Origin of the sequence: Agromyces mediolanus (genome assembly GCF_023715325.1) — a bacterium.
Lineage (GTDB): Bacteria > Actinomycetota > Actinomycetes > Actinomycetales > Microbacteriaceae > Agromyces > Agromyces mediolanus_A.
In genome coordinates this window covers 61,451-87,751 of record NZ_JAMBNX010000011.1, presented here as the reverse complement: position 1 = coordinate 87,751, position 26,301 = coordinate 61,451, and the positions used below count along the sequence as shown (strand labels likewise).

26 protein-coding genes are annotated in these 26,301 nt (G+C 71.4%); 22 read left to right on the top strand and 4 right to left on the bottom strand.

Going from position 1 to position 26,301, the window contains the following annotated elements:
* Positions 1 to 2: 2 nt before the first annotated feature.
* Both M3147_RS16985 and M3147_RS16980 read left to right on the top strand, forming a co-directional pair.
* Entirely contained in the window at positions 3 to 389 is a 387-nt protein-coding gene (locus tag M3147_RS16985; protein WP_251204605.1) for a hypothetical protein, read from the top strand.
* The gene (locus M3147_RS16980) at positions 386 to 1,906 is read left to right on the top strand and encodes a hypothetical protein (RefSeq protein ID WP_251204604.1); all 1,521 of its coding nucleotides are present in this window, start codon (positions 386 to 388) and stop codon (positions 1,904 to 1,906) included. Before M3147_RS16985 ends, M3147_RS16980 begins: the two co-directional genes overlap by 4 nt.
* Here the strand turns inward: M3147_RS16980 and M3147_RS16975 are convergent.
* On the bottom strand, positions 1,881 to 2,264 hold the full coding sequence (locus M3147_RS16975; protein WP_251204603.1) for a phage holin family protein: 384 nt from the start codon (positions 2,262 to 2,264) through the stop codon (positions 1,881 to 1,883). The genes M3147_RS16980 and M3147_RS16975 overlap by 26 nt on opposite strands.
* A 186-nt stretch (positions 2,265 to 2,450) precedes the next feature.
* Here M3147_RS16975 and M3147_RS16970 point away from each other — a divergent pair, with 186 nt between their 5' ends.
* The 4 genes from M3147_RS16970 to M3147_RS16955 all read left to right on the top strand — a co-directional run bounded on the left by M3147_RS16970 (position 2,451) and on the right by M3147_RS16955 (position 7,310).
* Positions 2,451 to 3,509: a histidinol-phosphate transaminase gene (locus tag M3147_RS16970; RefSeq protein ID WP_308201084.1), complete on the top strand. Its 1,059-nt coding sequence runs from the start codon at positions 2,451 to 2,453 to the stop codon at positions 3,507 to 3,509.
* 37 nt (positions 3,510 to 3,546) lie between these two features.
* Positions 3,547 to 4,680, top strand: coding sequence for a thiamine pyrophosphate-dependent dehydrogenase E1 component subunit alpha (locus M3147_RS16965; protein WP_251204601.1), 1,134 nt, complete (start codon positions 3,547 to 3,549; stop codon positions 4,678 to 4,680).
* Positions 4,681 to 4,838: 158 nt separating this feature from the next.
* Complete coding sequence (locus M3147_RS16960) at positions 4,839 to 5,798, top strand: alpha-ketoacid dehydrogenase subunit beta (RefSeq protein ID WP_251204638.1); 960 nt, start codon at positions 4,839 to 4,841, stop codon at positions 5,796 to 5,798.
* Positions 5,799 to 5,894: 96 nt separating this feature from the next.
* Complete coding sequence (locus M3147_RS16955; RefSeq protein ID WP_251204600.1) at positions 5,895 to 7,310, top strand: dihydrolipoamide acetyltransferase family protein; 1,416 nt, start codon at positions 5,895 to 5,897, stop codon at positions 7,308 to 7,310.
* Between the two features lie 33 nt (positions 7,311 to 7,343).
* On the opposite strand, the gene M3147_RS16950 is transcribed toward M3147_RS16955, so the two are convergent.
* Both M3147_RS16950 and M3147_RS16945 read right to left on the bottom strand, forming a co-directional pair.
* Positions 7,344 to 8,198: a hypothetical protein gene (locus tag M3147_RS16950; protein WP_251204599.1), complete on the bottom strand. Its 855-nt coding sequence runs from the start codon at positions 8,196 to 8,198 to the stop codon at positions 7,344 to 7,346.
* 26 nt (positions 8,199 to 8,224) lie between these two features.
* Positions 8,225 to 8,713 carry a GNAT family N-acetyltransferase gene (locus M3147_RS16945; RefSeq protein WP_251204598.1) on the bottom strand — a complete coding sequence of 163 codons (489 nt, stop codon included), beginning with the start codon at positions 8,711 to 8,713 and terminating at the stop codon, positions 8,225 to 8,227.
* A 171-nt stretch (positions 8,714 to 8,884) separates the two neighbouring features.
* On the opposite strand from M3147_RS16945, the gene M3147_RS16940 reads away from it, so the two are divergent.
* The 15 genes from M3147_RS16940 to M3147_RS16870 all read left to right on the top strand — a co-directional run bounded on the left by M3147_RS16940 (position 8,885) and on the right by M3147_RS16870 (position 23,672).
* Positions 8,885 to 9,928, top strand: coding sequence for a metal ABC transporter substrate-binding protein (locus M3147_RS16940; protein WP_251204597.1), 1,044 nt, complete (start codon positions 8,885 to 8,887; stop codon positions 9,926 to 9,928).
* Positions 9,929 to 9,933: 5 nt separating this feature from the next.
* Positions 9,934 to 10,695, top strand: a complete 762-nt coding sequence (locus M3147_RS16935; protein ID WP_251204596.1) for a metal ABC transporter ATP-binding protein — start codon at positions 9,934 to 9,936, stop codon at positions 10,693 to 10,695.
* A gap of 40 nt (positions 10,696 to 10,735) precedes the next feature.
* A complete protein-coding gene (locus tag M3147_RS16930; protein WP_251204595.1) occupies positions 10,736 to 11,617 on the top strand; it encodes a metal ABC transporter permease in 882 nt (293 codons plus the stop codon).
* Positions 11,617 to 12,456, top strand: a complete 840-nt coding sequence (locus tag M3147_RS16925; protein ID WP_251204594.1) for a metal ABC transporter permease — start codon at positions 11,617 to 11,619, stop codon at positions 12,454 to 12,456. The genes M3147_RS16930 and M3147_RS16925 overlap by 1 nt, the downstream gene beginning before the upstream one ends.
* Positions 12,453 to 12,881: a Fur family transcriptional regulator gene (locus M3147_RS16920; protein WP_251204593.1), complete on the top strand. Its 429-nt coding sequence runs from the start codon at positions 12,453 to 12,455 to the stop codon at positions 12,879 to 12,881. Before M3147_RS16925 ends, M3147_RS16920 begins: the two co-directional genes overlap by 4 nt.
* A gap of 280 nt (positions 12,882 to 13,161) precedes the next feature.
* Positions 13,162 to 14,628, top strand: coding sequence for a quaternary amine ABC transporter ATP-binding protein (locus M3147_RS16915; RefSeq protein ID WP_251204592.1), 1,467 nt, complete (start codon positions 13,162 to 13,164; stop codon positions 14,626 to 14,628).
* Positions 14,625 to 15,557: an ABC transporter permease gene (locus M3147_RS16910; RefSeq protein WP_251204591.1), complete on the top strand. Its 933-nt coding sequence runs from the start codon at positions 14,625 to 14,627 to the stop codon at positions 15,555 to 15,557. Before M3147_RS16915 ends, M3147_RS16910 begins: the two co-directional genes overlap by 4 nt.
* A gap of 119 nt (positions 15,558 to 15,676) precedes the next feature.
* Positions 15,677 to 16,567, top strand: coding sequence for a glycine betaine ABC transporter substrate-binding protein (locus tag M3147_RS16905; RefSeq protein ID WP_251204590.1), 891 nt, complete (start codon positions 15,677 to 15,679; stop codon positions 16,565 to 16,567).
* Between the two features lie 217 nt (positions 16,568 to 16,784).
* The gene (locus M3147_RS16900; RefSeq protein WP_251204589.1) at positions 16,785 to 18,158 is read left to right on the top strand and encodes a glutamate decarboxylase; all 1,374 of its coding nucleotides are present in this window, start codon (positions 16,785 to 16,787) and stop codon (positions 18,156 to 18,158) included.
* A 9-nt stretch (positions 18,159 to 18,167) separates the two neighbouring features.
* Positions 18,168 to 19,649: an amino acid permease gene (locus M3147_RS16895; protein WP_251204588.1), complete on the top strand. Its 1,482-nt coding sequence runs from the start codon at positions 18,168 to 18,170 to the stop codon at positions 19,647 to 19,649.
* A gap of 188 nt (positions 19,650 to 19,837) precedes the next feature.
* The gene (rpmB, locus tag M3147_RS16890; RefSeq protein ID WP_251204587.1) at positions 19,838 to 20,074 is read left to right on the top strand and encodes a 50S ribosomal protein L28; all 237 of its coding nucleotides are present in this window, start codon (positions 19,838 to 19,840) and stop codon (positions 20,072 to 20,074) included.
* Positions 20,074 to 20,241 carry a 50S ribosomal protein L33 gene (gene rpmG, locus M3147_RS16885; RefSeq protein ID WP_021760158.1) on the top strand — a complete coding sequence of 56 codons (168 nt, stop codon included), beginning with the start codon at positions 20,074 to 20,076 and terminating at the stop codon, positions 20,239 to 20,241. Before rpmB ends, rpmG begins: the two co-directional genes overlap by 1 nt.
* Before the next feature lie 3 nt (positions 20,242 to 20,244).
* Complete coding sequence (gene rpsN, locus M3147_RS16880; protein WP_243569993.1) at positions 20,245 to 20,550, top strand: 30S ribosomal protein S14; 306 nt, start codon at positions 20,245 to 20,247, stop codon at positions 20,548 to 20,550.
* A gap of 519 nt (positions 20,551 to 21,069) precedes the next feature.
* Positions 21,070 to 21,357, top strand: a complete 288-nt coding sequence (locus tag M3147_RS16875) for an HU family DNA-binding protein (RefSeq protein WP_251204586.1) — start codon at positions 21,070 to 21,072, stop codon at positions 21,355 to 21,357.
* A gap of 287 nt (positions 21,358 to 21,644) precedes the next feature.
* Positions 21,645 to 23,672, top strand: coding sequence for a cytochrome c oxidase assembly protein (locus M3147_RS16870; protein WP_251204585.1), 2,028 nt, complete (start codon positions 21,645 to 21,647; stop codon positions 23,670 to 23,672).
* A 57-nt stretch (positions 23,673 to 23,729) separates the two neighbouring features.
* Here M3147_RS16870 and M3147_RS16865 read toward each other — a convergent pair whose 3' ends face one another.
* Positions 23,730 to 24,776 carry a hypothetical protein gene (locus M3147_RS16865; protein ID WP_251204584.1) on the bottom strand — a complete coding sequence of 349 codons (1,047 nt, stop codon included), beginning with the start codon at positions 24,774 to 24,776 and terminating at the stop codon, positions 23,730 to 23,732.
* A gap of 173 nt (positions 24,777 to 24,949) precedes the next feature.
* Here M3147_RS16865 and M3147_RS16860 point away from each other — a divergent pair, with 173 nt between their 5' ends.
* Positions 24,950 to 26,251, top strand: a complete 1,302-nt coding sequence (locus M3147_RS16860; RefSeq protein ID WP_251204583.1) for an ATP-dependent DNA helicase — start codon at positions 24,950 to 24,952, stop codon at positions 26,249 to 26,251.
* Positions 26,252 to 26,301 lie beyond the last annotated feature (50 nt).

The window sequence follows — 26,301 nt, the reverse complement described above, 5'->3', positions numbered from 1 at the left end:
CCGTGCTCGCCGCCTCCTCCGTTGATGAGCTCGCCCCGGGGCTCGCCGAGCTCGATCGACGGATCGAGGCCGTGCGCTCGGCCGCGGGCGAGACCCGCGTGCTGCTCGACGAGCTGCCGACGCTCCAGCAGACCCTGCCGCTCGTCGGGTGCGCGAGCTGGCGCTCCGCCGCGGCCGAGCACTACGAGGCACGGCTCGACGAGCTCGTCTCCAGGGTCGGGCTCGCCCGCTCGGCGCTCGAGCAGGCTGAGCTCGAGCTCGGCGCGACGCTGCTCCGTCTCGAGCGCGAGCGCGACGAGGCACTGGCGCAGCTCGTCGCCACCGCGTCCGACCCGGGCGCGGCGCCGGTCGAGGGCACGAGACCGGGTGCGGCATGGGGCTGGAGATGAGCGGCGAGCTGCTCGTCTCCGGCGGTGGCAGCACGGCGGTCGCGGTCGACGAGCTCTTCGCCGAGGCGGCCAGGTTGACCACGGCCGAGGCGGCGTGCGCGCACCTCGCCGGAATCGCCGCGGGGCTGCTCGGCTCGATCGGTCGAGCCGGCGGTGGAGCGGGTCGAGCTGAGCATGAACTCGCGATCGCGACGCACCAGTTCCGACAAGCAGCCGAGCTCGCGGCGTCGCTCGGCCGGAACCTCGACGAGGCCGCCCTGCGCTACGGCTCCGCCGAGCATCGGCTCGGCGCGCTCCGAGGACTCGCGGCGCAGCTCGGTGCCTGGGCCGTCGGCGCCTCGTCGCGATTCCTGGTGTGGCCGTTGCTGGCGGCCGCCGGCGGCGCCTTCCTCGGCGACCGCCTCCTCGACGCGCTCGGGGTGTCGCGCGAGGGCGCGGAGCCGCTCGTGCGGCAGCTCCTCGTCCGCCCAGGAATCGCCGAGACGCTCGGCAGCGGGCTCGACTCGGTCGACGAACTCGTGGCCGGAGCGGTCGGGGTGCCGCTCTCGGTCGCGGTCGCGGTCGGGGGCCGTGTCGAGGCTCCCGATTCCGCCGCCGCGGTGCTGGTCGGGGCGTCGCTGCTCGGCGGGCTCGGGGCGGGCCTCCTGGTCGAGCGCCCCGTCGGCGTGCGTCGGGTCGCCCCGCCGGCGGCGCCCGGCACCGCGGTGCCGCAGGCCGCGCCGGGCGCACCGCCACCTGCGGCAGTGAGCACCGCGGTGCCGCCGCCGAGCGGCGTCGCCGGGCTCGCCGCGCGCGTGCCGACCCCGCAGGCGGGAGCGCCGCAGATCCGCATCGAGCAGTACCCGGCGGCCGGAGGCGGCCCCACACGCTGGCTGGTCTACGTCACGGGCACGATCGACCCCGGGGTCACCGCCGGGCGCCAGCCGTTCGACATGACGAGCAACGTGCACAGCGTCGCCGGTCGCGGCGCGGCGCTCGCCCCGGAGCCGCTCCCGGCGGGCGCAGGCGAGCGGGCGGTTCGGGCGGCGCTCGCCGAGGCCGGGGTGCGACCGGGCGACGAGCTCATCGGCATCGGCTACTCGGGCGGCGGGGCGATCGTCGCCGATCTCATGGCCGACCCGCAGCTCGGCTTCACGGCGGGGGCGAATCTCGGCGGGCCGGCCCGCATCGATCCGGCGGTGCCGCTGCTGAACATCGAGCATCGCGACGACCTGGTGCCGGGGTCAGGGGGCGCCGATCGACCGCTCGGGCCATTGCTCGTGCAACGCGAAGTCGCGGTACCGCCCGAACGGCCGGGCTCGATCCTGACCGCCCACGAGCTGGACGCGTATCGACGCACGGCCGAGCTCGTGGATGCGTCCGGCGACCCGCGGCTCGCGGGCTTCAGCGCGCTCGTCACGGGGTTCACCGCAGGGCGAACGGGTGAGGCATCCTTCTGGCTCGCCGAGCGTGAGCCAGTGCCGGACCCGGAGCCCGTGCAGCGGGGAGCCGTCAGTCCTTCGAAGGGCGAACGATGAGCCCGATCAACCAGCTGATCAGGCCGAGCACGAGCGCGCCGAGCACACCCCACCAGAATCCTTCGACCTCGAGGCCGAAGCCGATGAGGCCGCTGATCCAGTCCACGAGCAGCAGCAGGAGCCCGTTGACGATGAACGAGATGAGGCCGAGCGTGATCACGTAGATGGGGAAGGCCACGACGCGGATGAACCCGCCGACGATGGCGTTGACGACGCCGAAGATGGCGGCGACGAGCAGGTACGTGAGAATCGTGGCGAGTTGCGTGTCCTCGTAGGGCACGACCGAGACGCCCGCCACGATGAACGTGGTCAGCCAGAGCGCGAGCGCGACGACGATGGTTTTGACGATGAAGCGCATGGGTCAACTCTTCCAGAGGTGGGCGCGTCTGCGAAGGGGGCTGGCCCCCGAATGTCCGATCCGATAAGCAAATCGGCGGGCAGCCGGCCGGCTGGAGACGCGTACCGGACGGCGAATGTGCGACGGAGTACGGTGGAACGCGTGACCGCAACGGAGTCGACCGCAACGGAGTCTGTCAGCAGCGGGGTGCGCCTGCGCCCCGAGATCGCGGCCCTGCCGCCGTATCGGCAGGGGCGTCCCGCGCCCGACGACGGCTTCAAGCTCTCGAGCAACGAGAACCCGTTCGACCCGCTGCCCTCCGTGCAGCAGGCGGTCGCCGCCACCGCCGCCTCGATCAACCGCTACCCCGACGCCACCGCGCTCGCCCTGCGCGAGGTGCTGGCCGCCCGCTTCGGCGTCTCGGCCGACGAGGTCATCATCGGTGCCGGTTCGGTGGCGCTCATCGCGCAGTTCGTGCTCGCCGCCGCCGGCCCCGGCGACGAGGTCGTCTACTCCTGGCGGTCCTTCGAGGCCTACCCGGGGCTCGTCACGATCGCCGGCGCCACCAGCGTCGCCGTGCCGAACCGAGCCGACCACGGGCACGACCTCGACGCCATCGCCGACGCCGTCACCGAGCGCACCCGGGTCGTCATCGTCTGCAGCCCGAACAACCCCACCGGGGTGACCGTCACCCGCGACGAGCTCGACGCGTTCCTCGCCCGCATCCCCGCCGACCGTCTCGTCCTGCTCGACGAGGCCTACGTCGAGTTCGTGCGCGACGCCGACGCCGTCGACGGGCGGGAACTCATCGGCCGGCACCCGAACCTCGTCGTGCTCCGCACCTTCTCCAAGGCCTACGGGCTCGCCGGACTGCGCGTGGGCTACGCGATCGGGCCGGTCGGCATCCTCGACGCGGCTCGCGCCACCGCCATCCCGCTCGGCGTCACCGCCGCCGCGAGCGCCGCCGCGATCGCCTCCCTCGAACCCACCGCCGAGGCCGAGCTGCGCGAACGCGTCGAGGTCATCGCCGAGCGTCGCGACCGCGTGCGCGCCGCGCTCCTCGCCCAGGGCTGGTCGATTCCCGTCAGCCAGGCGAACTTCATCTGGCTCCCCGTGGGCGAGCGCACGAACGAGATCGCGGAGCGGCTCTTCGACGCCGGCCTCGTGACGCGAGCCTTCCCGCCGGAAGGCATCCGGGTCTCGATCGGCGAGGAGGAGTCTGTCGACACCCTCCTCCGGATTCTCAATGAGCTTGTCGAGGGTTGACAAGAACCCCGTCGAAACGAACGGATAGCTTGGAACAGTGCCAGCCCGCGAACGAGACTTCACCGTACCGACGGTCCAGTTGCTGACCCCCGAGGGTCAGCTGCGGCCGAGCGCCGAGGCCGAGCCGTATCTGCACCTCGTCGAGGCGCTCGACGACGCGACGCTCGAGCAGTTCTACCGCGACATGGTGACCTCGCGTCGCCTCGACGTCGCCGGAGCGAATCTGCAGCGGCAGGGCCAGCTCGCCCTCTGGGTGCCGAGCCACGGCCAGGAGGCCGCCCAGGTGGGCTCGGCGCGCGCGAGCCGCCCGCAGGACCACCTCTTCCCCTCCTACCGCGAGCACATCGTCGGCATCATCCGCGGCCTCGACCCCGTCGCGATCCTCTCGCTGCTCCGCGGCGCGACGCTCGGCGGCTGGGATCCGGCGGAGAACGGCAACTTCCACCTCTACACGCTCGTGCTGGCCTCGCAGACGCTGCACGCCACGGGCTACGCGATGGGCCTCCAGTTCGACGGCGCCGCAGGCACCGGCGACCCCGAGTCGGACGCGGCGGTGCTCGTCTACTACGGCGACGGCTCCACCTCGCAGGGCGACGCGAGCGAGGCGCTCGTCTTCGCGGCGAGCTACCGCACGCCCGAGGTCTTCTTCGTGCAGAACAACCAGTGGGCGATCTCGGTGCCGGTCTCCCGCCAGTCGCCGAGCCCGCTCGCGCTCCGCGGCAGCGGGTTCGGCATGCCGAGCGTGCAGATCGACGGCAACGACGTGCTCGCGAGCTACGCGGTCACGCGGCAGTCCCTCGAAGAGGCCAGAGCCGGTGAGGGCCCGAGCTTCATCGAGGCCGTGACCTACCGCATGGGCGCGCACACCACCGCCGACGACCCCACCAAGTACCGCACGCAGGACGAGGTCGACCTCTGGACGACCCGCGACCCGATCACCCGCTACCGCACCTGGCTCGAGGGCCGCGGCGCGAGCGCGGCGTTCTTCGACGAGGTCGACGCCGAGGCGCAGGACTTCGCCGCCGACGTGCGCCGCCGGGCGCTCGAGCTCCCCTCCCCCACGCGCGAGACGATCTTCGAGCACGTCTACCACGAGCCGCACCCGCTCATGGCCGAGCAGTACGCCTGGCTCGACCGCTTCGAGCGCTCCCTCGACGGGAGCGACGCATGAGCCTCGCCGGCGACGCCATCCGCCCCCTCGACGAGCCCGGCACGGTCCGGGCGCAGCAGCAGGAGGTCCCAGTGACCAACGACTCGACGGCCGAGGCATCCGCTCGGCCCTCGCCGCAGGATGCCGTGCCAGCCGTGCGCGGCGTGCAGACGCTGTCCATGGCGAAGGCCATCACGGCCGGGCTCCGCGAGGCGCTGCGCACCGACGAGAAGGTGCTGCTGATGGGCGAGGACATCGGCCCGCTCGGCGGCGTGTTCCGCGTGACCGAGGGCCTGCAGGCCGAGTTCGGCGACCGCCGGGTGCTCGACACTCCGCTCGCCGAGTCCGGCATCGTCGGCACGGCGATCGGCCTCGCGATGCGCGGCTACCGCCCGGTCATCGAGATCCAGTTCGACGGCTTCATCTTCCCCGCCTTCGACCAGATCACCACGCAGCTCTCCCGCATCAACCTGCGCCACGGCGGCGGCATGCCGATGCCCATCGTGATCCGGGTGCCCTACGGCGGCCACATCGGCTCGATCGAGCACCACCAGGAGAGCCCCGAGGCGTACTTCGCCCACACCCCCGGCCTCCGGGTCGTGAGCCCCTCGAACCCGCACGACGCCTACTGGATGATCCAGGAGGCGATCGCCTCGAACGACCCCGTGCTCTACTTCGAGCCGAAGAGCCGCTACTGGCCGAAGGGCCCGGTCGACCTCGACCACGCCGGCATCCCGCTGCACGAGAGCCGCATCGTCCGTCAGGGCACCGACGTCACCGTCGTCGGCCATGGCGCGATGGTCGCCACGCTCTTGCAGGCGGCCGACATCGCCGCCGGCGAGGGCACGAGCCTCGAGGTCGTGGACCTGCGCAGCCTCTCCCCCATCGACTACGGGCCGCTGCTCGAGTCCGTGCACCGCACCGGCCGCCTGGTCGTCGCGCAGGAGGCGTACGGCAACGTCTCCGTCGGCTCCGAGATCGCCGCCACCGTCGCCGAGCGGGCGTTCTACTCGCTCGAGGCCCCGGTGCTGCGCGTCTCCGGCTTCGACACCCCCTTCCCGCCCGCGGCCCTCGAGACCGAGTACCTGCCGAGCCCCGATCGGGTGCTCGAGGCGGTCGATCGGGCCCTGGCCTTCTGATCCGATGCATGCCGGGGTCAGAATGCCACGTCGGGCAGGCTTGAGGCTTGTGTCCGTGACGCAGAACGACCCTTCGAACGAGAGGCGCACCCGCCCATGAGCGAGATCCGGTTCCCCCTTCCTGACGTCGGCGAGGGTCTCACCGAGGCCGAGATCGTGCAGTGGAAGGTCGCCCCCGGCGACCGGATCGTGCTCGACCAGGTGTTCGTCGAGATCGAGACCGCCAAGTCGCTCGTCGAGCTGCCGAGCGCGTACGAGGGGGTCGTCGCCGAGCTCCTCGTCGACGAGGGTTCGACCGTCGATGTGGGCACCCCGATCCTGGTGATCCAGACGGATGCCTCGAACGGCATGAACACCTCGGTGCCCGCCGCTCCGGCCGGTGCGCCGGCAGATCCCCAGGCCCCGGCATCCGACGCGGCCGAGCTGGTCGCCGACACGGCGGCCTCCATCGCGGGCGACGAAGGCGGGGCCGTGCTCGTCGGGCACGGGGCATCCGGTCCCGCGCTCAGCCGTCGACGCCGCCACCCCGTCGCCGACGGGGCGCACGCGCACCTCGGCGACGCCCACGTGCCGCCCGCTCCCCCGACGGCTCCGGCCGCCGAGGCGGCGCCGATCGGCGCATCCGCTCCGCGCCCCGCCGCCGAGTCGCAGATGCCCGTGATCGCGAAGCCGCCGATCCGCAAGCTCGCGAAGGACCTGGGCGTCGATCTCACTCGAGTCACTCCCACGGGGCCGATCGGCGACATCACCCGCGACGATGTCATCCGCGAGGCGACGCAGGCGAGCGTCTTCCGCAACATCCAGACGCCGGAGCTCCCCGAGGATCGCGAGACCCGCATCCCGGTGAAGGGCGTGCGCAAGGCGATCGCGAACGCCATGGTGCAGAGCGCGTTCACGGCGCCGCACGTCTCCGTGTTCGCGGACGTCGACGCCACCCGCACCATGGAGTTCGTGAAGCGGCTGAAGGCCTCCCCCGACTTCGCGGGGGTGAAGGTGTCGCCGCTGCTGATCATGGCGAAGGCGATGATCTGGGCCGTGCGCCGCAACCCGACCGTCAACGCGCAGTGGACCGACGAGGAGATCATCGTCAAGCACTTCGTGAACCTCGGCATCGCCGCGGCGACCCCGCGCGGGCTCATCGTGCCGAACGTGAAGGACGCGCAGAACATGTCGATGGTCGAGCTCGCGACCGCGCTCGAGCAGCTGACGCTCACGGCGCGCGAGGGCAAGACGCAGCCGGCCGAGATGCAGCACGGCACGATCACGATCACGAACATCGGCGTCTTCGGCATGGACACCGGCACGCCGATCCTGAACCCGGGCGAGGTCGCGATCGTCGCCCTCGGCACGATCAAGCAGAAGCCCTGGGTGGTCGACGGCGAGGTGCGCCCGCGCTACGTGACGACCATCGGCGGCTCGTTCGACCACCGCGTCGTCGACGGCGACGTCGCGAGCCGGTTCCTCGCGGACGTGGCCGCGATCATCGAGGAGCCCGCGCTGCTGCTCGACTGAGCGGGGTGGTCCGGCTGAGCGCGGCGGTCGCGCTCACTGCCACGGGGCGACCGGCCGCGCCGTGGCCGGGAGCGGCGGCTGCACTTCGAGGGTCGCGCCGGCCTGCGACGCGAGTGCGGTCAGCTCGGCGGTCGCGTTCACGGGGGTCTCGTCGAGCAGCTCGATCGTGACGAGGTCGTCCTCGATCGCGACGGTTCCGGTGCCGAGCTCCTGGGCGCGTTCGACGAGCGGCAGGAGCGGGGCGAGGTCGGCGTCGGCGGAGAGCACCGCGGCGAGATGCACCGTGCCGGGCAGCCCGTCGTCCCGGTCCCAGGTGGCTCGGTAGTCCAGGGCCAGGTCGGGGAACTCGCGCCGGAGTGCGTCGAGCGCGTCGAGCAGTCGGCCTCGTTCGACCGAGGAGGTCGAGATGAGGAGTTCCTCCTCGTCGTCACGTGCCGGGTCGAGGAGGGAGACGCTGAACCGTCCGTCGAAGTCGGCCCCGAGCTGCTGCATCGCGGCGCTCACCCCGGCGAGCCGGACGAGGCCCGTCTCCGAGAGGCAGGTGGTGCCGGACTCGGGCGTGAGCACGTCCAGCACCGTGCCCGGCGTCGAGGTGTCGTCGTTCGTCGCGACCGACATCGTGGACACCTCGACCTCGCCCTCGCAGCTCACCTCGGCGATCCGACGGGCGTCGGCCTCGCGCAGCCCGGGGTCGACGACCACCCACAGCCGGTGCTCGGCGGGAGTGACGCCGCCGCCGGCGAGCTCGGCCCGCGCGGAGACCACGCCCGGAAGACCGTCGAGCCGCGACGCCAGACTCTGCAGCGCGGGCGCTTGCCCGACGCACGCGGTGAGCAGGACCGCGGTCGACAGGCCGAGCAGGATCACGGCAGACGGTCGGGCTCGCATCGTCCCATCATGCCGTCGCGGACCGCTCAGGCGAAGCGGCGCTCGTAGAGGATCTGGCCGTCGATCTCGGCGGTGCGCTGCATGCCGGCGCGTTCGAGCGCGCGCCTTGCGGGGAGGTTCTCGAGCTCGGCCTGCGCGCGCACGAGCCGGGCCCCGGCCGATCGCGCGAGCTCGAGGGCGGCGACCACGGTCGGCACCGAGAGGCCCTGTCCGCGCACCGCGGGCACCAGCCCGAAGGCGAACTCGACCGCCCCGTGCTCGTCGGGCGGCCCGAACAGGTTCACTCCCCCGATCGCCGCACCCTCGGCACCTCGGTGCACGAGGTACGGGCCGAAGGGGGCCGGGTCGCCGTCTTCGCGCACGGTGCGAACGAACTCGCGCAGCAGCTCGGGCTCGTCGGTGAAGGCGTAGCCGCCCTCCCATCCGGCCGTGGCATCGACCTCGCCGGCGAGCAGGCGCTCGGCTTCGGCGACGGTGAACGGATGCAACGTGATGGGCTCGGTCGTCGTATCCACGTGCTTCACTCTCCCAGGTTCCGGTGACGTGCAGGTGTCCGATCTGCGACCGGCGTCACGCGGTGACGCCGTGCGACGGCGGATGACCCGGCCGAAGGCCGCGCGGAGCCGGATCTGCCGCACGCCGTGGTGGTTTTGACAATCATTATCAATAAGCGTACCGTCGAGGCCATGACCGCACGTCGCAGCTCCCGCCGCCCAGCCATCGCCGTCGCCTCACTCGCGATCGGTGCCACCGGGGCGCTCGTGCTCGCCGGGTGCACAGCCGGGGGAGCGGCCGGGGGAGCGGCCGCCGACGGCGGCGACGTCTCGATCGTCGCGACGACCACCCAGGTCGGTGACTTCACCCGCGAGCTCGTGGGCGACGAGGCGAAGGTCACGCAGCTGCTCGGTCCGGGGCAGAGCGCGCACGGCTTCGACCCCTCCGCGGCGCAGCTCGCCGCGATCGCGGACGCCGATGCCCTCGTCGTCAACGGTGCCGGACTCGAGAGCTGGGTCGACGACGCGGTCGCGGCGTCCGGCTTCGACGGCACGCTCATCGACGCGAGCACGGGCATCGAGCTCTCCGGCACCGCCGACCACGCCGACGAACCGGCCGACGAGCACGCCGACGAGGGGGCCGACGGCCACGATCACAGCGGCGGCAACCCGCACATCTGGACCGATCCCCAACTCGCCGAGCAAATGGTCGCGAACATCGCCGGCGGTCTCGCCGAGGTGCCCGGCGTCGACGCCGCCACGATCGACGCGAACGAGTCGGCCTACATCGCGAAGCTCGACGCGCTCGACGCGTGGATCGAGCAGAACGTCTCGCAGGTGCCCGTCGCCGACCGGTTGCTCGTCACCAACCACGACGCGTTCACCTACTTCATCGAGGCCTACGACCTCACCTTCGTCGGTAGCGTCATCCCGAGCTTCGACGACAACGCCGAGCCCTCGGCCGCCGAGATCGACGAACTCGTGCGCAAGATCCGGGAGACCGGCGTGAAGGCCGTCTTCTCGGAGGGCTCCATCTCGCCGAAGGCCGCCGAGACGATCGCCGAGGAGGCCGGCGTCGCCGTCTACTCGGGCGAGGACGCGCTCTACGGCGACGCGCTCGGCGCCGAGGGCACGGACGGCGCCACCTACCTCGGCAGCCAGGAGCACAACGTCCGGCTGATCCTGGAGTCGTGGGGCGTCGTGCCTTCCGAGCTCCCCGCCGTGCTGCAAAAATGACGAGCATGACCGATCCCGTCCTGGAGCTGCGTGGGGCCGCGTTCACCCACCCCGGGGGCTCCGGCGTCTCGGGGCTCGACTTCGCGATCGCCCCGGGCGAGGCGGTCGCGCTCGTCGGCCCGAACGGTGCCGGCAAGTCGACCCTGCTCAAGGGACTGCTCGGTCTGGTGCCGAAGACGGCGGGGCGGGTGCTGATCGCCGGCAGCGATCATGCCGCGAACGGCATGATCGGCTTCCTGCCGCAGACGGCCGAACTCGATCCGGAGTTCCCGATCACGCTCGAGCAGGTCGTCATGCAGGGCCGCTACCGCAAGCTCGGCCTGTTCCGCTGGCCCGGCCGTGCCGATCGGGCGGCGGTGCGCCGAGCGCTCGATGCGGTCGGGCTCGCGCCGCTGGCCAAACGGCGCTACGGCGGGCTCTCGGGAGGTCAGCGGCAGCGTGGACTGCTGGCCAGGGCGCTCGCCTCCGAGCCGGTGCTCCTGTTGCTCGACGAGCCGTTCAACGGGCTCGACCAGCCGAACCGCGAGGCGCTGATCGACACGCTGCGGCGGCTGAAGCGCGAGCGGGTCTCGGTGCTCGTCTCCACGCACGACCTCGAGCTCGCACGGCAGGTCTGCGACGCGGTGCTGTTCGTCAATCGCGAGCAGCTCGCCTTCGGGCCGGTCGACGAAGTGCTCACGCTCGACAACGTGCAGGAGTGCTTCGAGGGGGTCGAGGTGGAAGTCGACGAGCACACCCTCGTCGTGCCCGGGCACGAGGGGCATTGATGCCGTCGCGTGCATATATCCCAGCGGGGGAGTTCCGCCCATGAGCCTCGGCGACGCCCTCTTCGGCGCGTTCGCCATGCCGTTCATGGGTCGTGCGCTCTTCGTCATGCTCGTGCTCGCCGTCGTCGCGGGCGTGATCGGGGTGCTCGTGAACCTCCGCGGCCTCGAATTCATCACCGACGGGCTGACGCACGCGGTGTTCCCCGGGCTCGCGATCGGGCTCGCCCTCGGCGGCACCGCCGGGCTGATCCCCGGTGCGGCGGTGGCGGCGCTCGCCGCCGCACTCGTGCTCACCTGGCTCGACCGGGCCGGCATCACCTCCGACGCCGCGATCGCGATCGTGCTCACCGCGACCTTCAGCGTCGGCGTGATCGTGGTCTCCCGCAGCGACGACTACGCGGGCGAGCTCGAAGCGCTGCTCTTCGGGCGGGTGCTGACGGTGCCACCCGAGCAGCTCGTGCCGCTCGTCGGGGTCTCGCTGCTCGCCCTGCTCGCGATCGGCATCACGATGAAGCAGCAGCTGCTGCGCGCGTTCGACCCGGCGGGGAGTCGCGCGGTGGGCGACTCGGCCCTCGTGCTCGATCTCGTGCTGAACGCCGCGGTCGCGCTCGTCGTGGTCGCCGCCTCGGCGACGATCGGCTCGCTCCTCGTGCTGGCACTGCTCATCGTCCCCGGGGCGGTGGCACGGCTCGTGACGGTGCACCTCTGGTGGCTGTTCCCGATCGCCGCGGCGTTCGCGGCGATCGCCGCGTGGCTCGGCCTGGCGTCGAACTACGCGATCTCGATCGGCGCGGGTGTCGACCTGCCCGCCGGGGCGACGATCGTCGCGGTGTTCGTCGCGGGCTACGCCCTCGTGCTCGCCACGGCCCTGCTGCTCGGCCTGATCGGCCGCCCGCGCGCGGCGAGGGCGGGGGAGGCCTGATGGGCTACTTCGAGCGCGCGCTGCTCGCGGCCGTCGTCATCGGCGCCGGTGCGGGCTTCGTCGGTGCTCTGGTGGTGCTGCGTCGGCGCACCTTCTTCGCGCAGGCGCTGACCCACGCCACCTACCCCGGAGCGGTCGCGGCCGCCGCGCTCGGTGTCAGCATCCCCCTCGGCGCGGCGGTCGCCTCGGTCGCGATCGTGGCGATCATGGCCGGCATCGCCCGCGTGCGTCGGCAGGGCGCGCAGGTCGCCGCGGGCGTGGTGCTCACCGCCGGGTTCGCGGCGGGGGCGCTGCTGCAGGCGAGCCTGCCCGGCCTGCCCGTGCGCGCGGAGTCGTTCCTGGTCGGCTCGATCCTCACCGTCACCGACGGCGACATCCTGCTCGCCGCGGGCGTCGCCGTCGCCGCGGTCGTGCTGGTCGCGGCATTCGGCACCCGCATCTTCTTCTCGACCTTCGATCCTTCTGGCTTCCGGGCGGCGGGCTTCCGCGAGTGGCCGGTCGAGCTCCTCGTGCTCGCGCTCATCGCGGCGTCGGTCGTCTCCTCGTTGCCGGCGGTCGGGGCGATCCTCGCGATCGCGCTCATCGCCGCGCCGGCCGCCGCCGCGCGGCTCGTGGTGTCGAGCTATCGGGGCGTGCTCTTCGTCGCGCCCGTGATCGGCGCGGCATCCGGCATCGTCGGCGTCCTGGTCTCGCGCGTGTTCGCCATCGCGGCCGGCCCGTCGATCGCGCTCGCCGCCACGGCGTTCTTCGCGGTCGCCTTGGGCGTTTCCAAGCTTCGGCGGCTACCGTGGAGGGAGCAGATCCCGGTCGAGACGGCAGAGGACGCACGCATCGCATGAAACGCAACACCTGGCAGCGCGAGGCCGTTCGCGAGGCCCTCGACGACACCGAGGGCTTCATCAGTGCGCAGGCCCTGCACTCGGCGCTCCACGCGAACGGTTCGCCGATCGGGCTGGCCACGGTGTACCGCGCGCTGGGCGACCTCGCCTCGAGCGGGGAGGCCGATTCGCTGCAATCCCCCGAGGGCGAGGCGCTGTATCGGGCGTGCTCGACGACGGGGCACCACCACCACCTGATCTGCCGCAACTGCGGGCTCACGGTGGAGATCGCGGCCGACGAGGTCGAGGCGTGGGCGAAGGGGGTCGCCGCGGAGCACGGCTTCACGCAGGCCGCCCATGTCGTCGACGTGTTCGGCCTCTGCGCCAACTGCACCAAGCTCGCCGCCGCCGACGAGGCGAAGCCGAGAATCCCTGGTCAGCAGTAATTTCCAACCATTCGGTTTGAGTTATCCTCCGGAAGATGGATAGCGTGGACGAGGTCCTCGTGACCGCTTGAACCCAGTCCGCGGCCCTGCGGCACCGCGTGCCAGGGGACGTATGGTGGGGGCGTGGTGCCCGGTCCCGATGGCCGGTCGCGCTGGATCCCCGGATCGCTGGACCGCGTATCGCGCTCCGCTCCCGGATCCCGGATCGCCCTGACCCGGCCGTGACTCGTGCGCGTCAGCACACAGCACCCTCCGCCGGCGCGCCAGGAGCACCCTGTCTATGCCCGTGCGCTCGCAGCAGCCCGAGAACCCGACCCCACCCGCCCAGCACCCCGCGCCCCACGCCGACCCGCTCGCCCTTCGTCCCGTCACCGCCGAGACGCCGGCCATCGAGGTCGCCGGCCTCACCAAGTTCTTCGGCCGCCGCCCCGGCGAGGCCCTCGAGCGCTTGCGCCGCGGCGCAAGCCGCGACGAGCTCGCCGGGCTCGGCACCGCCGCCGTCATCGACGCGGACTTCCAGGTCGCGCAGGGCGAGATCTTCGTCGTCATGGGCCTCTCCGGCTCCGGCAAGTCGACGCTCATCCGGATGCTGAACGGGCTCGTGCCCGCGACCGCCGGCACCGTCTCGGTGATGGGGGAGCGGATCACCGGCATCGCGCCGAAGCGCCTCCGCGAGGTACGCCGCCGCCACGTCTCGATGGTGTTCCAGCACTTCGCCCTGCTGCCGCACCGCACCGTGCGCGACAACGCCGCCTACGGTCTCGAGATCCAGGGCGTCGCGCCGGCCGAACGCCGGGACCGCGCCGACCGGATCCTCGATCGCGTCGGCCTCCGCGATTGGGGAGACAAGCTCCCGTCCGAGCTCTCGGGCGGGATGCAGCAGCGAGTCGGGCTCGCCCGCGCGCTCGCCGCGGACACCGACATCCTGCTGATGGACGAGGCGTTCAGCGCGCTCGACCCGCTCATCCGCCGCGAGATGCAGGAGCAGCTGATCGAGCTGCAGCAGGAGCTCGGCAAGACGATCGTCTTCATCACGCACGATCTCAACGAGGCGATGTTCCTCGGCGACCGGATCGCCGTCATGCGCGACGGGCGCATCGTGCAGCTCGGCACAGCGGAGGAGATCCTCACCGATCCGGCCGACGACTACGTCGCCCAGTTCGTGCAGGACGTCGACCGGGCCCGCGTGCTCACCGCCGCGAACGTCATGGAACCGCCTCGTGCCGTCGTCTCGGCCTCCGCAGGCCCGCGCGGCGCGCTCCGCACCATGCGCGACCTGCAGACCTCGATGGCCTTCGTGGTCACCGGCGGCAGGCGCCTGCGAGGCGTCATCCGCGACCGCGACGCGCTGCGCCTCGTGCAGCGCGGCGACCGCTCCCTCGAGAGCGCGATCCGAGACGACCATCCGATCGTGCGCCCCGACGAGCACCTCAGCGAACTCCTCGAGACCTCGGTGGAGAGCCCGCTGCCGCTCGCCGTGGTCGACGACGCCGGCCGGCTGCTCGGCGCCGTCCCGCGCGTCACCCTGCTCGCCGCGCTCGGCAACATCCCGGCCGTGACCGGTGAGCTCGAGATCGTCGAGCCCCCGGCGACCGTGCCGGTCGACGTGGTGACCGCGACCCTCCGCGAGACCGCGGGCGCCGCGCACGAGGACGCCGAGGCCCTGGTAGGCGAGGCGCCGGCGGCGGATGCCGCGCCGGAGCCCGCCCGGCCGGTCGCCGCCGCGACCGAGGGGGGTGCGCGATGAACGGCTTCCGACTGCCCCTCGGCGAGTGGATCGAGGCGGCCTTCCGCACCATCACCGACGTCGCCGGAGGCTTCTTCGCGACGCTCCGCACCATCTTCCTCGCGGCGTACGACGCGGTCGACTGGCTCTTCTCGGCGCCGCCGTTCTGGGCCGTGATCCTGGTGGTCGCGGCGCTCGCGTGGTGGGCGCGCGGCTGGAAGCTCGGCGTCGGCACCGCCGTGGGCCTCCTCGTCATCCTGGGCGTCGACCAGTGGGACAACGCCATGGACTCCCTCGCCCTCGTGCTCGTCGCGAGCGCCATCGCGATCGCGGTCGCGGTGCCGCTCGGCATCCTCGCGGCACGGAACGACGTCGCGTCCCGCATCATCCGGCCCATCCTCGATTTCATGCAGACGATGCCCGCGATGGTCTACCTGATCCCCGCGCTCGTGCTGTTCCGCGTCGGCGTCGTGCCCGGCATCGTAGCGACGATCGTGTTCGCGATGGCGCCCGGTGTGCGGCTCACGGAGCTCGGCATCCGCGGCGTGGACCGCGAGGTGGTCGAGGCCGGGCAGGCGTTCGGCTCGTCGCCGGGCCGCATCCTGCGCCAGATCCAGCTGCCGCTCGCGATGCCGTCGATCATGGCGGGCGTGAACCAGGTCATCATGCTCTCGCTGTCGATGGTCGTCATCGCCGGCATGGTCGGCGCGGGCAGCCTCGGCGGGCAGGTCGTCGCGAGCCTCACCCGGCTCGACGTCGGCCTCGGCTTCGAGGCCGGACTCTCGGTCGTGATCCTGGCCGTCATCCTCGACCGCATCACCGGTGCCTTCGGCGGCGGGTTCCGCGGCAAGACGGGCAAGAGCACGGCGAAGGCGGCGGAGCCGCAGGATGCCGGCACGCCCCCCGCCCCGGAGGCCGAGGCGCCGCGGGTGCCCGCCGCGACCGCCTGACGGCGCAGAGACTCGCGGACGCCGGCGTTCAGCGCCGTCGCCCGTCGATCCCGCGCGGTGCCCCCGCGCGGAACATCCCCAACACCCGCGACACAGCACGCGGGAGGAAAGGAACCATCATGAAGAAGCGACACCTCACCACGGCGCTCGCCCTCGGTGCGGCCGCGACGATCGCCCTCGCCGGCTGCGCGGGCGACGGCGGGGGCAGCGGCGACGCCGCCTCCGACAAGCAGCTCACGATCGCCGTGTTCAACGGCTGGGACGAGGGCATCGCCGCCTCCGAGCTCTGGAAGGCGATCCTCACCGAGCAGGGTTACGACGTCACCCTCGAGTACGCCGACGTCGCCCCGGTCTTCTCCGGTCTCTCCACCGGCGACTACGACCTCACCCTCGACGTCTGGCTGCCGCAGACGCACGCGAGCTACCTCGAGCAGTTCGGCGCCGACCTCACCGACCTGGGCGCCTGGAACGAGCAGGCCTCGCTGACGGTCGCGGTCAACGAGGACGCCCCGATCGACTCGCTCGCCGACCTCGCGAAGCACGCCGACGAGTTCGACAACCGCATCGTCGGCATCGAGCCGGGCGCGGGCCTCACCGAGGCCGTGCAGAACGAGACGATCCCGACGTACGGCCTCGACGGCATGGAGTTCGTCACGTCCTCGACGCCCGCCATGCTCTCCGAGCTGACCGCGGCGACCGATGCCGGCGAGAACATCGTCGTCACGCTCTGGCGCCCGCACTGGGCCTACGACGCCTTCCCGCTGAAGGACCTGAAGGACCCCGAGGGCACCCTCGGCACCGCCGAGGGCATCCACGCCTTCGGCAGCGGCAGCTTCGCCGACGACCACCCCGAGGTCGCGGAGTGGCTGTCGAACTTCCAGATGGACAGCGAGCTGCTCTACTCGCTCGAGAACGCCATGTTCAACGAGCACACGGGCGACGACTACGACCAGGTCGTCGCCGACTGGATCGCTGACAACCAGGAGTGGGTCGACGGTCTGACGAAGTAGCACCACGCACGCACCCGAGGTGCGTCGCCGACGCGGATGCCGCGGGCCCGACCGGCCCGCGGCATCCGTCGTCTTCGGGCGGGGCCTGGACGCCGTCGGCGATCTTCCGTAGCATCCGACTCGGATGCAGGTTCGGGGGGACCCATCCGTCGCCGCCCGCGGCATCCGCGCCGGCACCGAGCTCCGGTGCCGGAGTATCTCGATGCTGGGGGGCCACATGTCCGATCGACTCGACTCCGATGAGACGCCGAACTTCTCGAGGCCGGGGGAGGCGATCGTCGCCGCACGGCACCGGATTCCACAGGCGGAATCTTTGCCCGACACCGCCTATCAGATCGTGCACGACGAGATCATGCTCGACGGCAACTCCCGCCTGAACCTCGCGACCTTCGTCGGGACGTGGATGGACGACGAGGCCAAGAAGCTGTACGAGGACTCGTTCGACAAGAACATGATCGACAAGGACGAGTACCCGCAGACCGCGGCGATCGAGGACAACTGCTGGCGGATGCTCGCGAACCTGTGGAACGCGCCCGACGCGACCACCGCGATCGGCACCTCGACCATCGGCTCGTCCGAGGCGTGCATGCTCGGCGGCCTCGCGTTCAAGCGCCGCTGGCAGCAGGCCCGTCGGGCCGCCGGCAAGGACACCAGCTCGCCGAACCTCGTGATGTCGAGCGCGGTGCAGGTGTGCTGGGAGAAGTTCTGCAACTACTTCGACGTCGAACCGCGCTTCGTGCCGATCTCCGAGGAGCACAAGACGCTCGACGGCCACGGCCTCGAGCAGTACGTCGATGAGAACACCATCGGCGTCGTCGCGATCATGGGGGTGACGTACACGGGCATGTACGAGCCCGTCGACGAGATCGCGAAGGCGCTCGACGCGATCCAGGCGAAGACGGGGCTCGACATCCCGATCCACGTCGACGGCGCCTCCGGAGCCATGATCGCGCCGTTCCTGCAGCCCGACACGGTGTGGGACTTCCGCCTCGAGCGGGTGCACTCGATCAGCACCTCCGGGCACAAGTACGGGCTCGTCTACCCGGGCCTCGGCTGGGTGGTCTGGCGCGAGGCGCAGTGGCTGCCCGACGACCTCGTGTTCAAGGTGAGCTACCTCGGCGGCGAGATGCCGACGTTCGCGCTGAACTTCTCGCGGCCGGGCGCGCAGGTGCTGCTGCAGTACTACGCGTTCCTCCGGCTCGGCATCGACGGGTACACCGCGGTGCAGCAGGCCTCGCAGGACGTCGCGAAGTACCTCTCGGCGGGCATCGCGAAGATCGGCGCCTTCGAGCTGTGGAACGACGGCAGCGACATCCCCGTCTTCGCGTGGCGGCTGAAGGCCGGGCACACGAAGAACTGGAACCTGTACCACCTGCAGGACCGGCTCCGGATGAAGGGATGGCTCGTCCCCGCCTACCCGATGCCCGACGACCTCGCGGATCTCACCGTGCAGCGCATCGTGGTGCGCAACGGGCTCAGCATGGACCTCGCGGAGGAGCTGCTCGAGGCCATCCAGACCGAGACCGCCTACCTCGACGCCCTCGAATCGCCGATGCCGGTCGAGGGCCAGCACCCCGGGTTCCACCATTAGGAGCGCGAGATGGCTCAGCATCGCACCGAGGCCGCGCGGGCATCGAACCATCCGCTCGCGCCGCACAATCCCGCCGCCGCCTTCCTCGGCGTCGGCCAGCTGGCCCTGCTCACCCTCGTCGTCGTCGCGAGCCTGCGCTCGCTGCCGGCGATGGCGGTGTTCGGGCTCGGCAGCATCACCCTGTACCTGATTCCGGCGATCCTCTTCCTGATCCCGACGGCGCTCGTCGCCGCCGAACTCGCGACCGGGTGGAAGGGCGGCGTGTACATCTGGGTGCGCGAGGCGCTCGGCAACCGCTGGGGGTTCACGGCGGTCTGGCTGCAGTGGATCCAGAACGTCGTCTGGTACCCGACGCAGCTGTCCTTCATCGCCGCGGCGCTCGCCTTCGTGTTCTTCGACCCCTCGCTGTCGAACTCCGGGTTCTTCACCGCCGTGGTGATCCTGGTGCTCTACTGGGGCTCGACGTTCATCGCCCTCCGCGGCGGCAACCTGTTCGCGAAGCTCGGCTCCTGGGGCGGCATCCTCGGTACCCTGCTGCCCGCGGCGCTGCTCATCGTGTTCGGGGCGATCTGGGTGTTCAGCGGGGAGAAGAGCCAGGTGCCCCTCGAGGCATCCGCCATCATCCCGCCGTTCACCGGCCTCGCCTCGATCGTGCTGATCGTGTCGAACGTGCTCGCCTACGCGGGCATGGAGGTGAACGCGGTGCACGTGAACCAGATGAAGGACCCCGGCCGCGGCTACCCGCGATCGGTGCTGCTCGCGTCGGTGCTGATCCTCGCCGTGTTCATCCTGCCGACGCTCGCGATCTCGGTCGCGGTGCCGCAGAAGGAGCTCGGCCTCACGAACGGGATCATGCTCGCGTTCGGCGAGTACTTCCAGCACTGGGGCATGGGGGAGTGGGCGACGGCCGTCGTCTCCGCGCTGATCGCGGCGGGTGCGTTCGCCTCCGTCATCACCTGGGTCGCCGGGCCTTCGAAGGGCGTGCTCGCCGCCGCCGAGACCGGGCTGCTGCCGCCCGTGCTGCAGAAGCGCAACAAGGAGGGCGTGCAGTCCGGCATCCTGATGCTGCAGGGCACGATCGTGACGGTGCTCGCGGCGATCTTCATCATCGTGCCCGACGTGAGCTCGGCGTTCGTCGCGCTCATCGACATGGCCGCGGCGCTCTACCTGATCATGTACATGATGATGTTCGCCTCGGCGATCGTGCTGCGGCGCACGCAACCGAACGTGAAGCGGGCGTACCGGGTGCCGGCGCTCGACTTCGTCGCCGGCGTCGGCTTCGTCGCCTGCCTCGCGGCGTTCCTGCTGGCGTTCATCCCGCCCGACGGGTTCAGCGCCTTCTCGCCCGCCGCGTACCCCTGGATCGTCGGCGTCGTGATCGTCGTGCTCGGCGTGCCGCCGCTCATCTTCTACGCCGTCAGACGCCCCGGCTGGGACCGCCGCAGCGAGGCCGACAAGCAGAAGCACGGCACGCACGAGGAGGACGGCTGAGCGCTGCCCTCCCAGGTCCTCTGATTCGGCCCGGATCGGGGGATCTGCTAGGCTGGCTCGTTGGCTGGGTACATCCACTGCCCAGTTCGTAGGCGAATCCCTCGTATCTTCCGCGCAAGCGGTGGGCGCCGCCTGCAGACAAGAGACCTTGGGAGGGGCGATCCGCCCCTCGGTATTGGAGGAAACCAATGGCAGCAGTGTGCCAGGTGACCGGCGCCGTTCCCGGCTTCGGTCACAACATCTCGCACTCGCACCGCCGGACGAAGCGCCGCTTCGACCCGAACGTGCAGAAGAAGACGTACTACGTGCCGTCGCTTCGTCGCAACGTGACGCTGAACGTGTCCGCCAAGGGCATCAAGGTGATCGACGCCCGCGGCATCGACGCCGTCGTCCGTGACATCCAGGCTCGTGGGGTGAAGCTCTAATGGCGAAGCAGCAGGACATCCGTCCCATCATCAAGCTCCGTTCGACGGCCGGCACCGGGTACACCTACGTGACCCGCAAGAACCGTCGCAACAACCCCGACCGTCTCGTGCTCAAGAAGTACGACCCCGTGGTGCGCAAGCACGTCGACTTCCGAGAGGAGCGCTAAGACATGGCGAAGAAAAGCAAGATCGCGCGCAACAAGCAGCGCCAGGAGGTCGTGGACCGCTACGCCGCCAAGCGCGCCGAGCTGAAGAAGGCGCTCGTCGACCCGAACGGCACCGACGAGTCCCGCGAGGCCGCCCGCATCGGCCTGCAGAAGCTCCCCCGCAACGCCTCGCCGGTTCGCCTGCGCTCGCGTGACGCCATCGACGGCCGCCCCCGCGGTGTGCTCTCGAAGTTCGGCATCTCGCGTGTCCGCTTCCGCGACATGGCGCACAAGGGCGAGCTGCCCGGCATCACCAAGTCGAGCTGGTAACCCAGCCCGCACCCGCTTCACGTGAAGGGGCGTCCCGGTTCTCCGGGGCGCCCCTTCACGCGTCTGCCCTCGCCCCCCGCTGTTCCCCCTGCCCGCCGCCTGCCCGCCGCCCGCCCCGCTTTCCGCCCGCTTTCCCCCTCCCAGCGCTTGCCTCTCGGCGAGGGGGTCGAATCGCGACGCCAGGATGGCTCGGGGCCGAACGCGCGGTCGGAATGCGACCCCCTCGCGGGGCAGGAGCAGGGCGAGTGCGGGGCGAGGGCGGGGCAGGAGCAGGGCGAGTGCGGGGCGAGGGCGGGGCGGGAGCGGGTGGGTGCGGAGGCGCGTGCGGCGCCGCGGCGTTCGCCATGGGCGCACGACACGCCGGTGCGAGAATGCTCGAACGACCCGGAAATCCGCGTGATTCCGGGGAAGTCTGTTACATTCGAGGCGGCCTGAACGGCCCCGGGGGTGGTTGAACGATCGTTCCCGAGTTCTTCAACAAGTGCTGTTCCGACAGCGAACGTCCGAGGAGGACACTCAATGGCTGACAAGTCGCTGAACAAGACCGAGCTCGTCGCGAAGATCGCTGCTTCGACCGGTCAGAGCCAGGCCACCGTCGACGCCGTGCTCGGCGGTCTCTTCGACGCCCTCGCCGAGTCGGTCGGCTCGGGCACCAAGGTCTCCATCCCGGGCTGGCTCGCCGTCGAGCGCTCGCACCGCGCCGCTCGCACCGGCCGCAACCCGCAGACCGGCGCCACCATCGAGATCCCGGCCGGCTACTCGGTCAAGGTCACCGCGGGCTCGAAGCTCAAGGCTGCCGCCAAGTAAGTCGTCACGACGCTCGAAGGGCGATCGGCTCCGGCCGGTCGCCCTTCGTCGTTCCCCGGTCGCGACGGCGCCCGGTGGTCGAGACGGGCCCCGCGGTCGCGACGGCGCCCGGTGGTCGCGACGGGCCCCGCGGTCGCGACGGCGCCCGGTGGTCGAGACGGGCCCGGCGATCGCGACGGCCCCGCGGTCGCGACAGGCCCCGCGGTCGCGACGGGCCCCGGTGGTCGCGACGGAGGCGGGCCGCTGCGGCGGATGAGGTCCCCAGGTGCAGCGCCTAGGCTGGTGCGGTGCCCCGTTCCGTTCGTGTGCTCGGCCCTGCCGCGCTCGTTGCCGCTGCGCTCATCGCGGTCCTCGTGGGCCTCGCCTTCGGCGGCGGTGCCGATCCGGTCCTGATCCAGGACCCGGGCCCGATCGTGCGCTGGAGCCTCCCGGTCGCGAAGCTCCTCGTGAACCTCGGCGCCGCCGGTATGATCGGCTCGCTCGTGCTGGCCCTCTGGGCGCTCAGCCCCGAGCGCGAGGAGTTCAACGCCGCCCTCGACGTCGCGGCCGCCTCGGCCGCCGTGATGACCGTCGCGAGCGCCGCTGCCGGACTCGTCACCTTCCTCGACGTGACGGGCGTGCCCTTCGACCTGGGCGAGCGCTTCGGCATGCAGCTCGGCCAGTTCGTGACGAGCATCGGGCTCGGCCAGGCCTGGCTCACCACCACCCTCGTCGCGGCCGCCGTGACGGTGCTCTGCTTCGCCGTGCGCAACCACACCGCGCTCGTCTTCGTCGCCGTGCTGGCCGTCTTCTCCCTCGTGCCGCTCGCGCAACAGGGCCACGCGGCGGGCGCGGCCGGGCACAGCGAGGCGATCACCGCCCTCGGCCTGCACCTCGTCTTCGCCGCGGTCTGGCTCGGCGGGCTCATCACCATCGTCCTGCTGCAGCGCCGGCTCGGCGGTGAGCGGCTCGTCGTGGTGCTCGCCCGCTATTCCACGGTGGCGCTCGTCTGCTTCATCGTCGTGGCGATCTCGGGCTACGCCAGCGCGGCGCTGCGCATCGGCAGCTGGGACGCGCTCGGCACGCCCTACGGCATCCTCGTGATCGCGAAGGTCGGCGCGCTCATCGCGCTCGGCTGCTTCGGCGCGTTGCAGCGCACCTGGCTGATCGGGCGGATGCAGCGCAAGCAGCTGCGCGCCGAGGCATCCGGTGCCGGATCGAAGGCGGATGCCTCGGCGCGCAGGCCCCTCACCGAGTTCTGGTGGTTCGTGGTCGCCGAGCTCGCCTTCATGGGCATCGCCTCCGGTGTCGCGGCCGCCCTCGCCCGCACGGGGACACCGGTCTCCGAGGACGTCGCCGGCGACCTCGCCCGCACGCCCGCCGAGATCCTCACGGGCGAGCTGCTGCCGCCGTGGCCCGACTGGTACCGCTTCGCCACCGAGTGGAAGCCCGACCTCATCTGGCTGCTGGCGTGCGGCTTCGGCATCTTCTTCTACCTCGCGGGCGTGCGCCGGCTGCGCCGCCGCGGCGACAAATGGCCGATCTACCGTGCGGTGCTCTGGGTCTCCGGCCTGCTCCTGCTCGCCTACCTGACGAGCGGCGGGGTGAACGCGTACCAGGAGTACCTGTTCTCGGCACACATGCTCGGGCACATGGGCCTCACGATGGCGGTGCCGGTGCTGCTCGTGCCCGGCGCCCCGGTGACGCTCATCGCGCGCGCCGTGCGGGCCCGCAAGGACGGCTCCCGAGGTGGACGCGAGTGGGTGCTGCTCGCCGTGCACTCGAAGTTCGCCGGGATCATCGCGAATCCCTTCGTGGCGGCCGCCCTCTTCGTCGGCTCGCTCTGGGTGTTCTACTACTCGCCGCTGTTCCGCTGGTCGATGGTCGACCACATCGGGCACGAGTGGATGATCACGCACTTCCTCATCACGGGGTACCTGTTCGTGCAGTCCCTCGTCGGCATCGATCCCGTGCCGTACCGGTTGCCGTACGCGTTCCGGCTCCTGCTGCTGCTCGGCACGATGGCGTTCCACGCCTTCTTCGGCCTCGCGATCATGATGTCGACGGGGCTCATGCTCGCCGACTGGTACGGCGCGATGGGCTGGGGCACCGATGCGCTCGCCGATCAGCAGCTCGGCGGCGGCATCGCCTGGTCGGTCGGCGAGATTCCGACGCTCGCGCTGGCGATCACGGTCGCGATCCAGTGGGCGCGCAGCGACGAGAAGGAGTCCCGCCGTCGCGACCGGCACGCGGATCGCACGGGGGATGCCGAGCTCGAGGCGTACAACGCGCAGCTCGCGGCCATCGCCGAGCACGACCGGGCCCCGCGCGGCTGAGCGCTCGACCGCGCACGACGTCGGGGCCGCGCGCGACGTCGGGGCCGCGCGCCCGCGCTATTTCAGCTGCACCGCGATCGAGCCGTCGGGCTTGATGCGTGCGTCGAGGGCGACCGTGAAGCCGCGGTCCTCCTCGAGCGTGGAGATGTCCCCGTCGAAGAGCGACTGCACCTCGACGGAGATGTGGGCTGTGCCCGCCGTCGCCGGCATCTCGAAGGCCGACTCGCCCGCGGTGAGCGTCACGGTCGGGCTCGCCACCATCGACCACACGGGGTCGCTCAGGAGGCGGTCGTCGATGTCGATGCCGAACGGGCAGTCCGTCGGGTTCAGCACCTGCTGCGCCGTGCAGCCCTCGAGGTAGAGGTCGAGCTGCGCCTGCACCCGGTCGACGAAGGCCTGCGTCGGCTGCGCGTCGACCGTGACGGCGCCGCGCGCGCCCGGCTGGGCGACGGCGAGCACGTGCGGGGCCTGCAGCAGCTGCGAGTCGTACTCGAACTCGTAGGCGGCCGGTGCGATCGCGAGGTACGGCGTCGTCTGCGTGAAGTTCGCCAGCTCGTCCTCGGGCTTCGTCGCCCGCGTGTCGAGCGTGAGGTCGCCCACCGTGAACTGCGGCGAGTGCGCCGCGGTGACGTCGATGATCGCGAGCGGGCTCTCGGCGAAGGCCCAGCGGTTCAGCACCCCGTACAGGGGTTCGATCGGCTTCACCTCGAAGGTGGTCTCGGCGATCGCCGTGTCGATGCGGTAGCTCGCGGTGACCGAGTGGGTGCCGTCGTCGTGCGCGACGTCCTGAACGATGCGGACGTCGGCGGGGCCCGCGTCGACGATGCCGGAGCGGAGCATCGCGGTGGAGACGTCGGTGGGCAGGCCGAGGGCGTCGAGCGCTTTGGCGTCGAGCGCGACCCCCGGCGTCGTCGCCGCGGTGGCGAGATCGTCGTCGGCGATGGCCGAGAGGTAGCGCTCGACGAAGTTGGAGGCGCCGTAGACGGTCTGGTTCAGCCCGCCCAGGGCCGCGAGGAGGGCGCCGCCGAGCAGCGCACCCGCGCCGACCCAGCCGATCACGGCGAGCGGCGAGATGCGCCCGCGTGCTGCGTCTCGCTTCCCCACCCGGCCAGTCTATGGGCGGCCTTCCGGCACAAACTGAGGATGTCCCGAGCCGAAGGCCGCCCGGCGTTCGGGCCCGCCCGGCGTTAGGGTGGGAGCGCGCCCGGCGGGCGCGTCGCCGCAGGCCGTCGCCGCGGCATCCGATTCCGAGCAGAGATCAGCGAGCCGAGACTCCCGTGCAGTCAGTCACCCTCACCCGCGAGCAGGCCGCGGTGTTCGAGGCGATCGAGCACACCCGAGAGCACGTGTTCGTGACCGGTCGCGCCGGCACCGGCAAGTCGACGCTCCTCAACCACCTCAACTGGAACACCAAGAAGCAGATCGTCATCTGCGCGCCGACCGGGGTGGCCGCGTTGAACGTGGGCGGGCAGACCATCCATTCGCTGTTCCGCCTGCCGATCGGCGTCATCGCCGACCACGCGATCGACCAGAACGATCAGGTGCGCAAGATCCTGAACGCGATGGACACGCTCGTCATCGACGAGGTCTCGATGGTGAACGCCGACCTCATGGACGCCATGGACCGCGCGCTCCGGCAGGCCCGGCAGCGTCAGGGCGAGCCCTTCGGCGGCGTGCAGGTGGTGCTGTTCGGCGACCCCTACCAGCTCGCGCCCGTGCCGGGCGACGGCGAGGAGCGCCGCTATTTCGCCGACACGTACCGCTCGATGTGGTTCTTCGACGCGAAGGTGTGGGGCGAGACCTCGCTGCGCATCTTCGAGCTCGGCGAGGTGCACCGGCAGAGCGACGACCGCTTCAAGTACATGCTGAACGCCGTGCGGCACGGCATGGTCACCGCGGAGATCGCCGGGGTGCTGAACGAGATCGGCGCGCGCCGGCCGCTGCCCGAGCAGGGGGCGATCACCCTCGCGACGACGAACGACACCGTCAACCGCATCAATCGGGCGCAGCTGAAGCGCCTGCCCGGGGAGTCGCTCGCGAATCCGGCGGAGGTGAACGGCGACTTCGGCGGGCGCACCTTCCCCGCCGACGAGCGGCTGGAGCTGAAGGTCGGCGCGCAGGTGATGTTCCTGCGCAACGACACGGCGGTCGGCCCCGACGGGCAGCGCTGGGTGAACGGCACCATCGGCACCGTCACCTCGCTCGATGGCGAGGTGCTCGTCGAGGTCGACGGCGAGGAGCACGAGGTCGAGCCGGTCACCTGGGAGAAGTACCGCTATCGCTGGGATCCGGCGGCGAAGAAGCTCGAGCGCGAGATCGTGGCGGAGTTCACGCAGTTCCCGTTGCGGCTCGCCTGGGCGGTCACGATCCACAAGTCCCAGGGGGCGAGCTACGACACCGCGATCGTCGACCTCGGGCCCCGGGTGTTCAGCCCCGGGCAGAGCTACGTGGCGCTCAGCCGGCTGACGTCCCTGGAGGGGCTCTATCTGGCGCGCCCGCTGCGTCCGAGCGACATCATCGTCGACCGGGATGTCGAGCGGTTCATGTCGGGTGCGATGCGGCCGCAGCTCGGCGGGTAGTCGCCGGCCCGCCCTGCTCGCCCGGCCCGCCCCGCCGGGTGCGCGAGGCC